The sequence below is a fragment of the Mycobacterium sp. 1245499.0 genome (assembly GCF_001673615.1).
GTDB classification, from domain to species: Bacteria; Actinomycetota; Actinomycetes; order Mycobacteriales; family Mycobacteriaceae; genus Mycobacterium; species Mycobacterium europaeum_A.
In genome coordinates this window covers 1-9,572 of sequence record NZ_LZMG01000443.1, presented here as the reverse complement: position 1 = coordinate 9,572, position 9,572 = coordinate 1, and the positions used below count along the sequence as shown (strand labels likewise).

Genomic DNA, 9,572 nt, shown 5'->3' with positions numbered 1-9,572 from the left:
GTGCTCAGGTCGGCCAGGTCGTGGTCGTGCTCGTCGGCCAGGTAGCGGGCCAGCGCACGCTCGGAGGTGAAGACGCTGATGCGCCCGTTGCGGCCAAGGAAGATCGGCTGGTCGTCCAGGTAGCAGCGCAGCGTGTAGAAGGTGCCAGAACTCGTCATGATCCGGATCGGGTCGATCCCCACCTGCAGCCAGAAATCCTTGTCGCTGCCCAGCACCACGGTGTCGCCGGTCGCCCGCTCCTCGGTGTCCTCGGCCTCGTCCTCGTCGTCGTCCTCGGCCTCGTCGTCGGGATCCGCGGCTTCCTCGACGGCCTCATCGGCGGCGTCGGCGGCGTCGGTGTCCTCGTCGGCCTCGACCTCTTCGCGCTCTTCGGCGAGCTCGTCGGCGGCCTTCTCCGACAGCTTCTCGTCCACCTCGGGGGTGCTGACGATGCCGTCGATCGCGGCGAGCACGTCGTCCCAGCTGCGGCCGATGACCTCGGCGATCGTGTTCCAGCGTTTGGTGCCGGCCTTGCCGGTGAAGTGCTCGATGCCGCCGGAGACGGTGCCCAGGATGGGGTTGCCGTTGAAGAACTTCGACACCGCGGGCAGCTCGCACACCGAGCCGATGGACGACACGATGGCCAGCGTGCCGGCCAGCGCGGCCACCGACTCGTCGGTGGGCTTCTCCGCCACCAGCTCCTCGACGGCGATCAGGTCGAACTGCTTGTCCTCGGCGGGTTCGAAGGTGTGCGCGTGCGCCGAACGCAGCTCGTTCCACGACGGGTGGTCGGCCAGGTCGTTGTCGTCGTTCGAACGCACGAAGGCAACCAGGTCCGCGACGGAGGTGAACGCGAACAGGTCCTCGTCCTTGCCCAGGAACGCCTCCCACTCGTCGCCGGAGTCACGCCACCGGGGCGCCCACACGGTGTAGCGGTCACCATCGGACAGGCTCAGGCGGATGGGGACGAGGTCAGCAGCCATGCGGCACACAATAGCGACCTGATCTCTAGCCCCAGATATCGGTGATGGGCGCCGCGCTGGCGGCGTACCCCGTCTTGGGCAGTCCGTACATCTGCTCCACCGTGGACAGCACGTTGTAGTGGTTGATCTGTTCGCTGTAGCTGCCGGGCCGCACGTGCGCGCCGTAGAACACCGTCGGGATCTGGTTGCGGCTGCCGTTATCGTCCTCGTCGAACGTGACGATCAACAGGCTGTTGTTGGCCGCCGCCCAGTTCGCATACCCGGACAGGTTGCGGTTCAGCCACGAGTCGGCCTGCGCGATCGAGCCGTCGTGCATGTTGTCGTCGTTGTTGGGGATGACGAACGAGACGGTGGGCAGGCTGGCGTAGTTGCCCATCGGGAACGCGGAGAACGGCAGCGAGTTCGCCGCGGGCACGTTGGTGAAGTTGGCCCAGGGCACGTGCTTGCGCGCGTACTTGCCCGCGCTGCACACCGGCGAGCCGGCCGCGGGCAGGCCTTCGGCGAAGCCGACGAATGTGTAACCCGCCGCGAGCAATTCGGATCCCAAGTTGGGTGCGGCGCCGCCGTTGACCGGGCACAGGTCCTTGTTCACCCCGAAGGTGTTGCCGGCGAACAGCGCCAGATAATTCGGTTCGCTGGGGTGGGTTTCGGCGTACGACTGGGTCATGTTGGCGCCGGCCGCGGCCAGCGAGGTGATGAAGGGCGCCGACTTGTTGCCGATGATGCCGTTCTCGGAGCGGTTCTCCTCGACGACGATCACGATGTGTGCGGGTTGCGGAATGGCCGCTGCCGCAAGGCCTATGCGTGCGGTCAACGGGCTGGCCGCCAGCGCCAGCAACGCCACCGCGGCCAATGGCCGCAGGCCCCGGCACGCCCGGCCGATCAGCCTTCTCGGACTTCGAAATTCGCCCAACACGCCCGGAGTATATGAACGGGCGCAGGCGTTTTCCTGCGACGTCCGCAGCGTGTCAGGAGGGCTTTGCCCGATCGTTATATACCCTCAACCCCATGGAAGTGTCCGTCATCGACCACCCGTTGGCCGCCGCCCGGCTGACGGTGCTGCGCGACGAACGCACCGATGCAGCCGGTTTCCGCGCCGCGCTGGGAGAGCTGACGCTGATGCTGGTCTACGAGGCCAGCCGGGACGCGCCGCGAAAGTCGGTGCGGATCCGGACCCCGGTGGCGTCGACCGTCGGGACGCGCTTGGTCAAGCCGCCGCTGCTGGTGCCGGTGCTGCGGGCCGGGCTGGGCATGGTCGACGCCGCGCACGCGGCGATTCCGGAGGCCGAGGTGGGATTCGTCGGGGTCGCCCGCAACGAGCAAACCCACCTGCCGGTGCCCTATCTCGAGGCGCTGCCCGACAAGCTCGCGACCAGGCCGGTGATCGTCCTCGATCCGATGCTGGCCACCGGCGGGTCGATGGCGCATACCATCGGCCTGTTGCAGCGCCGCGGCGCAACGGATCTCACCGTGCTCTGTGTGGTGGCCGCCCCGGAAGGCCTTGCGGCGGTGGAGGAAGCGGCGCCCGATGCCCGGGTATTCACCGCCGCGGTCGACAAGGGGCTGAACAAGTCGGCCTATATCGTGCCCGGCCTCGGCGACGCCGGTGACCGCCAGTTCGGGCCCAACCTGTTCACCAGCTCTGCACCGCAGCGACCAGCCGCTCGCGCAGGGCGCGGGCGCGCCGCCGCGAAGCGCTCAGGTCGTCGTCGACCGCGCAGCGAATCTCCAAGTAGCACTTGAGTTTCGGCTCCGTCCCTGACGGGCGCACCACCAGCCTGATCGACGTGCCGTCGTCGCCGGCGGTAAAGATCAGCGCGTCGGTGATGTCGGTGAGCTGCGCGGGGTACCCGGCCAGCGTCGCCGGTGGGGCGGCCCGCCAGCGCCGCATCAGTTCGGCCGCCTCGGCGGCGTCGGCGACCCGGCGCGACACCGCGGCGACGTCGTGCACGCCGTACCGGCGGGCCAGCTCGTCGAGTAGGTCGCCGACGGTCCGGCCCCGTTGACCGGCCGCGGCCACCAGGTCGCACACCAGCACCGCCGCGCTGATGCCGTCCTTGTCGCGCACGGATGCGGGATCGACGCAGTGCCCGATCGCTTCCTCGTAGGCGTATACCAATGTGCCGCCGGGCACATCGGCGTCGGCGCGGGCCAGCCACTTGAAACCGGTGCGGGTTTCGACGTGGACCGCGCCGTGGTGCGCCGCGATCGCCGACAGCATCCGCGACGACACCAGCGTGCTGGCCACCACCGGTGTCGGCGTGTTGGTCGTGGACAGGATGTAATCGCCGAGCAGCCAACCGGTTTCGTCGCCGGACAGCATCCGCCACCCCTGTGTGTCGGGGATGCCGACGGCGCATCGGTCGGCGTCGGGGTCCAGCGCGATCGCCACGTCGGCGTCGACGTCGGCGGCCAGCGCCAGCAGCGCGTCGGTGGCGCCGGGCTCCTCGGGGTTGGGGAACGCGACCGTCGGGAAATCCGGGTCGGGGGCGAATTGCGCTCCAACGGAGTGCACTTCGGTGAACCCCGCGCGCCCCAACGCCTCGACGGCGACCGCGCCGCCCACCCCGTGCAGGGGGGTCAGCGCCACCCGCACCGAACCGCTGCCGCGCCGCAACCCGGCCGCCCGCTCGAGGTAGCGCCGCACCAGATCCGTCCGCGCGGGTTCGACCGGGGCCCGGCCGATCTGATCGGCCGGCGGGGCGGCGGCCATGGCGGCCTCGATCTCGCGGTCGGTGGGGGAGACGATCTGGATGCCGCCGTCGAGGTAGACCTTGTAGCCGTTGTCGCCCGGCGGATTGTGCGATGCGGTGATCTGGACCCCGGCCGCCGCACCGGTGTGACGCACCGCGAACGCCACCACCGGAGTGGGCATCGGGCCGGGCAGGAGGTATACCGAAAAGCCTTGAGCCGCAAGCACTTCTGCGGTGACGGTGGCGAACACCGCCGACCCGTGCCGGGCGTCGCGTCCCACGATCACCGACGAGCCGCGCAGGCCGCGCCCGATCAGTACCTGCGCAAGAGCCCAGCTGGCCCGGGACACCACGGCGACGTTCATGGCGTCGGGTCCGCCGCGCACCGGGCCGCGCAGGCCGGCAGTGCCGAACGTCAGCGGGTGGGCGAACCGCGCGGCGAGTTCGTCCGGGCCGCAGGCGGCGAGTTCGGCGGCCGTGCGCGGGTCGGGATCGTGGGCGATCCACTCCTCGGGCGTCATCGCCCTAGAACCGGGGCAGCTGGGCGAGGATCAGGGCCAGCAGCGCCCCCATTCGGGTTGCCGCCGCGGCTCCGGCGGCCAGCACCTCGGCGTGGCTGAGCGGTTCGCCACTGAGCCCGGCGGCCAGGTTGGTCACCAGCGACACCCCGAGCACCTCGGCGCCGGCCGCCCGGGCGGCGATCGTCTCGTGCACCGTGGACATGCCGACCAGGTCGGCCCCGAGCGTCCGCAGCATCCGGATCTCGGCGGGCGTCTCGTAGTGCGGCCCTGGCAGCCCGGCGTAGACGCCTTCGGTCAGCGTGGGGTCGGCCTGGCGGGCGAGTTCGCGCAGCCGCGGCGAGTAGGCGTCGGTGAGGTCCACGAACTGCGGGCCGACCAGCGGCGAACGGGCGGTCAGGTTCAGATGGTCGCTGATCAGCACGGGTTCGCCGACGGTCATGTCCTGGCGCAGCCCGCCCGCCGCGTTGGTGAGCACGACGGCGCGCACCCCGGCCGCGCAAGCCGCCCGCACCGAGTGCACGACGTGACACAGGTCGTGGCCCTCGTAGGCGTGGATCCGCCCGACCAGCACCAGCACCCGGTGGGCACCGATGCGCATCGACAACAGCTCGCCGGTGTGCCCGACCGCGGTGGGTGGCCGGAAACCGGGCACCTCGGCCTGGGGCAGCACGGCGGTGGGCGTACCCAGCGCCGCGACGGCCGGTGGCCAGCCCGATCCGAGCACGATGGCGACGTCGTGCTCGGCGATTCCGGTGCGTTCGGCGATGACCTCGGCCGCCCGGGCCGCGAGCTCGCCTGGGTCGGACGGGGTTTGGGTCACAGCGGGAGCCTAGCCCGGCGACGGCGAGCGCCGATGGCGGCGCGAGTGAGGAGCCGGGCGATCGAGCCTAGCCCGGCGACGGCGAGCGCCGATGGCGGCGCGAGTGAGGAGCCGGGCGATCGAGCCTAGCCCGGCGACGGCGAGCGCCGATGGCGGCGCGAGTGAGGAGCCGGGCGATCGAGCCCAGCGGTGGGGAGCTGTCGCCGGTATATGCCAGGATTTGCCGTATGAATCTTCGTAAGTGGCCGGTGGTTGGCCCGGTCATGGGAGCGGCCGTCGCTGTTGTGCTGTCGGTGGTTTCGATCACACTCGGCCCGGCGCCGTCGGCCAGGGCGGACTGCCCGAACGTGCAACTCATCTTCATCCGGGGTACCGCCGAGCCGCCCGGCCTGGGGGCCGTCGGCGACGCGCTGTTCGCCGCGCTGCAACCCGCGCTGGGGTCGCGCAGCGTCGATTCCTACGCGGTGAACTACCCGGCCAGCTACAACTTCCTGACCACCGCCGACGGCGCCAACGACGCGCGCGACCACATCGCCCAGATGGTCGACCAGTGCCCGTCGACGCGGCTGGTGCTCGGCGGCTTCTCGCAGGGCGCCGCCGCGGTGTCGATGCTCGCGGGCGTGCCGCCGGTCGGCGAGCGGATCGGCAACTTCGGATCGGCGCCGGCGCTGGATCCCGCGCTCGCCGGCAAGATCCGGGCCGTCGCGGTGTTCGGCAACCCCGGCAACCGCTTCAACACGCCGCTGTCGTCGACGGGTGCCTTCGCCGGCCGCGCCATCGACCTGTGCAGCGACGGCGACCCGGTCTGCGTCGTCGGCGGTCGCGACCGGGATGCCCACCACGTCTACGAGGACCCGCCGTATCCCGGTCAGGCGGCCGGATTCATCGCCGGGCTGGTGTAGCTTTGCGGCCCTCCGGGCCGCCGACCGGTGAGTGACATACTGCGAGAGTGCCCACAACCCCGTTAGACAGTGTTGAGGCTGTGGTGCGGCGACGTGGTGCCGACCTGGTCGAGTTGTCCCATGCCATCCACGCCGAGCCCGAGCTGGCCTTCGCCGAGCATCGCAGCTGCGCCAAGGCGCAGGCGCTGGTCGCCGAGCGTGGCTTCGAGATCACCGCGGCCGCCGGCGGGCTGGACACCGCCTTTCGCGCCGACTTCGGCAGCGGGCCGCTGACCATCGGCGTCTGCGCCGAATACGACGCGCTGCCCGAAATCGGTCACGCCTGCGGCCACAACATCATCGCGGCGTCGGCGGTGGGCACGGTGCTGGCACTGGCCGACGTGGCCGACGAGCTCGGGCTGCGGGTGTCGCTGCTGGGGACGCCGGCCGAGGAGGCCGGCGGCGGCAAGGCGCTGCTGCTCGACGCCGGGGTGTTCGACGACATCGCCGCGGCGGTCATGCTGCATCCGGGGCCGGTCGACATCGCGGCGGCCCGCTCGCTGGCCCTGTCCGAGGCGACGGTGAACTACCGCGGCAAGGAATCGCACGCCGCCGTGGCGCCGCAGCTGGGCGTCAACGCCGTCGACGCGGTGACCGTCGCGCAGGTGGCCATCGGCCTGCTGCGCCAGCAATTGGCGCCGGGGCAGCTGGTGCACGGCATCGTCACCAACGGCGGGCAGGCCGTCAACGTGATCCCCGGCCGCGCGGCGGTTCAGTACGCGATGCGCGCGGTGGAATCCGATTCGCTGCGTGAGCTGGAGGGCCGGGTGTACGCCTGCTTCGCCGCGGGCGCACTGGCCACCGGCTGCGAATACGAGATCGACAATCCCGCACCCGCCTACGACGAGCTGCGGCCCGACGAGTGGCTGGCCGACGTCTTCCGCGAGGAGATGTGTCGGCTGGGCCGCGAGCCGGTCGCCCGCGAGTACGAGTCCGCGCTGCCCATGGGCAGCACCGACATGGGCAACGTGACGCAGGTGCTGCCGGGGATCCACCCGATCGTCGGGGTCGACGCCGGCGGCGCGATGGTGCACCAGCGCGCCTTCGCCGACGCCGCCGCCGGCCCCAGCGCCGACCGCGCGGTCGTCGAGGGCGCGATCATGTTGGCGCGCACGGTTGTTCAGCTGGCCCAGACGCCCGCCCAGCGCGACCGGGTGATGGACGCGCGGGAGCGCCGGCGGTCCGGGGCGCGATCATGAGCCTGGTCGACGCCGCCGATTCGTGGCTGGCCGCCCACCACCAAGACCTGGTCGACTGGCGCCGGCACATTCACCGCTATCCCGAGCTGGGCCGCCAGGAGTACGCCACCACCCAGTTCGTCGCCGAGCGGCTGGCCGAGGCCGGCCTCAACCCCAAGGTGCTGCCCGGCGGGACGGGGCTGGTGTGCGACCTCGGGCCCGAACACGAGCCCCGGATCGCGTTGCGGGCCGACATGGACGCCCTGCCGATGGCCGAGCGCACCGACGCCCCCTACGCCTCCACCATGCCCAACGTGGCGCACGCCTGCGGTCACGACGCGCACACCGCGATCCTGCTGGGCACCGCCCTGGTGCTGGCGTCGGTGCCCGAGCTGCCGGTCGGGGTGCGGCTGATCTTCCAGGCCGCCGAGGAGCTGATGCCCGGCGGGGCGATTGACGCCATCGCGGCCGGCGCCATCACCGGGGTGTCGCGGATCTTCGCCCTGCACTGCGACCCGCGGCTGGAGGTTGGCAAGGTCGCGGTCCGGCACGGCCCCATCACCTCGGCGGCCGACCAGATCGAGATCACGCTGTATTCGCCCGGCGGGCACACGTCGCGCCCGCACCTGACGGCCGACCTGGTCTACGGGCTCGGCACGCTGATCACCGGGCTGCCCGGGGTGTTGTCGCGGCGCATCGACCCGCGCAACGGCACCGTGCTGGTGTGGGGCGCGGTCAACGCCGGGGTGGCCGCCAACGCCATCCCGCAGAGCGGCGTGCTGGCGGGCACCGTGCGCACCGCCAGCCGGCAGACCTGGGTGGGCCTGGAGGAGATCATCCGCGAGACGGTGTCCGGGCTGCTGGCGCCGCTGGCTATCGAACACACGCTGCAATACCGGCGCGGCGTGCCGCCGGTGGTCAACGAGGACCTCTCGACGCGCATCCTCACCCACGCGATCGAGGCCGTCGGCCCCGACGCGCTGGCCGACACCCGTCAGTCCGGGGGTGGCGAGGACTTCTCCTGGTACCTCGAGGAGATCCCCGGTGCGATGGCGCGCCTCGGCGTGTGGCCGGGGGTGGGGCCGCAGCTCGACCTGCACCAGCCGACGTTCAACCTCGACGAGCGGGCCCTGCCGATCGGGGTGCGCGTGATGACCAACATCGTCGAGCAGTCGGCCGCGTTCGAGCGGTCCTAGGCGCCTACGAGGGCCGCGCACCCGTGGCGCGGACGACGTGTTCGGCGATGCGGGCGTACGTCCGCATCGTGACGTCGCCGGCGCCGCTCATGATGTTGTAGCCGTGGTCGACGCCGGCCACCTCGTGGTACTCCGCCAACGCCCCGACGGCCCGGAGTTTCTCCGCGTACCTGCGGGCCTCGTCGCGCAGCCGGTCGTGCTCGGCGGTCACCACCAGCGCGGGCGCTATGCCGGCGAGGTCGTCGGCGTTGCCGTCCCAGGCGGGCGACGCCAGCCGGTCGCGCCGGTGCGCCGGATCGGGAATGTAGGCGGTGTCGAAGACCTCGCTCATCCACGGCTTCATGATCGCCCGGTTGCCGATCGCCGAGGGCTTGTCGCGGCTGGGCGTGACCAGGTCCAGCGGCGGGTAGTGCAGCACCTGCAGCGCGATGTCGGGGCCACCGTTTTCCAGCGCGAGGCGGGCCGCCGCGGCGGACAGGTTGCCGCCCGCGCTTTGGCCGCCGACGCACAGCCGGGTGCCGTCCCAGTCGCGCTCGGCGCCGGCCGCCCAGCACACGATGTCATAGATCTGATGCACCGCGGCGGGGAAGCGGCGCCGCGGCGCCAGCGCGTAGTCGGGGTTGATCACCAGCACGCCCGCGTTGGCGGCCAGGTAGCGGCACCATGGATCGTCCTGCTCGGGGTGTCCGACCACGAAGCCGCCGCCGTGCACGTTGACGTAGACGGGCGGGTTCGTCGCCGCGGGCGGGTAATAGACGGTCGCGGACACGGTGCCCTCGCGGGTGGGGATCGCGACCTCACCGGTGCGGGCGGCGAACTCCGGGAAGCGCACGGCGGGCTTGGGAGCCGGGTTGATGGCGGCCGCGAACGCGCGCGCCACCGCGTCGGCGATCAGCGGTACGGACAGGATTGACAGCCGAATGTCCTTCGCGTTCGGGGCGCCTCGATCAGGCGCTGGTGCCGGGACCGATGTTTCGGGCCGGGCGGGTGCGCAGCCAGTGTACGTAATCGCTTGGCGCTCCGGCGATTTCGGCGGCGTCGGCCATCACCCCCAGGTACCGGGCCGACGGCATGCCGCCTTCCCAGGCGTCCAGCACATACAGCCACGCCAACACCGGGTCGGTGTCGGTGTCCGACGAGATCCGCTCCACCCGGCACCGGATCTTCTTGTGCACGCCGAACTCCGAGCCCTCCCAGCGGTCCAGGTTGTTCTCGTCCGCCGGAGTCATGTCGTAGAGGACGACGAACACCTTGGACCCCG

General features: G+C 71.5%; 10 protein-coding genes. 4 read left to right on the top strand and 6 right to left on the bottom strand.

Annotated elements, in window-relative coordinates:
- A partial coding sequence (locus tag A5646_RS27550) for a primosomal protein (protein WP_067025722.1) occupies positions 1–962 on the bottom strand: 962 nt, incomplete at its 3' end.
- Positions 963–987: 25 nt separating this feature from the next.
- On the bottom strand, positions 988–1,806 hold the full coding sequence (locus A5646_RS27545; RefSeq protein WP_067025728.1) for an alkaline phosphatase family protein: 819 nt from the start codon (positions 1,804–1,806) through the stop codon (positions 988–990).
- A gap of 164 nt (positions 1,807–1,970) precedes the next feature.
- Between A5646_RS27545 and upp the strand changes: the two genes are divergently transcribed.
- On the top strand, positions 1,971–2,705 hold the full coding sequence (upp, locus tag A5646_RS27540; protein ID WP_067025719.1) for a uracil phosphoribosyltransferase: 735 nt from the start codon (positions 1,971–1,973) through the stop codon (positions 2,703–2,705).
- Here the strand turns inward: upp and A5646_RS27535 are convergent.
- Both A5646_RS27535 and A5646_RS27530 read right to left on the bottom strand, forming a co-directional pair.
- Positions 2,596–4,176, bottom strand: a complete 1,581-nt coding sequence (locus A5646_RS27535) for a phospho-sugar mutase (protein WP_067025716.1) — start codon at positions 4,174–4,176, stop codon at positions 2,596–2,598. The genes upp and A5646_RS27535 overlap by 110 nt on opposite strands.
- Positions 4,177–4,180: 4 nt before the next feature.
- The gene (locus A5646_RS27530; RefSeq protein ID WP_066880138.1) at positions 4,181–4,996 is read right to left on the bottom strand and encodes a purine-nucleoside phosphorylase; all 816 of its coding nucleotides are present in this window, start codon (positions 4,994–4,996) and stop codon (positions 4,181–4,183) included.
- Positions 4,997–5,283: 287 nt separating this feature from the next.
- On the opposite strand from A5646_RS27530, the gene A5646_RS27525 reads away from it, so the two are divergent.
- The 3 genes from A5646_RS27525 to A5646_RS27515 are packed head-to-tail and all read left to right on the top strand — an operon-like array spanning position 5,284 to position 8,311.
- Positions 5,284–5,898, top strand: a complete 615-nt coding sequence (locus A5646_RS27525; RefSeq protein ID WP_197497854.1) for a cutinase family protein — start codon at positions 5,284–5,286, stop codon at positions 5,896–5,898.
- Between the two features lie 47 nt (positions 5,899–5,945).
- Positions 5,946–7,136 carry a M20 family metallopeptidase gene (locus A5646_RS27520; RefSeq protein WP_067025713.1) on the top strand — a complete coding sequence of 397 codons (1,191 nt, stop codon included), beginning with the start codon at positions 5,946–5,948 and terminating at the stop codon, positions 7,134–7,136.
- Positions 7,133–8,311, top strand: a complete 1,179-nt coding sequence (locus A5646_RS27515) for an amidohydrolase (RefSeq protein ID WP_066868952.1) — start codon at positions 7,133–7,135, stop codon at positions 8,309–8,311. The genes A5646_RS27520 and A5646_RS27515 overlap by 4 nt, the downstream gene beginning before the upstream one ends.
- Positions 8,312–8,315: 4 nt before the next feature.
- Here the strand turns inward: A5646_RS27515 and A5646_RS27510 are convergent, their stop codons facing one another.
- On the bottom strand, positions 8,316–9,143 hold the full coding sequence (locus tag A5646_RS27510) for an alpha/beta hydrolase (RefSeq protein ID WP_067025725.1): 828 nt from the start codon (positions 9,141–9,143) through the stop codon (positions 8,316–8,318).
- Positions 9,144–9,258: 115 nt separating this feature from the next.
- A partial coding sequence (locus A5646_RS27505) for a gamma-glutamylcyclotransferase (protein WP_197505306.1) occupies positions 9,259–9,572 on the bottom strand: 314 nt, incomplete at its 5' end.

Bases quoted from the DNA above. Each gene is read 5' to 3' on its own strand.
- A5646_RS27515 (WP_066868952.1), top strand. From the start codon at position 7,133: ATGAGCCTGGTCGACGCCGCCGATTCGTGGCTGGCCGCCCACCACCAA.
- A5646_RS27535 (WP_067025716.1), bottom strand. From the start codon at position 4,176: ATGACGCCCGAGGAGTGGATCGCCCACGATCCCGACCCGCGCACGGCC.
- upp (WP_067025719.1), top strand. From the start codon at position 1,971: ATGGAAGTGTCCGTCATCGACCACCCGTTGGCCGCCGCCCGGCTGACG.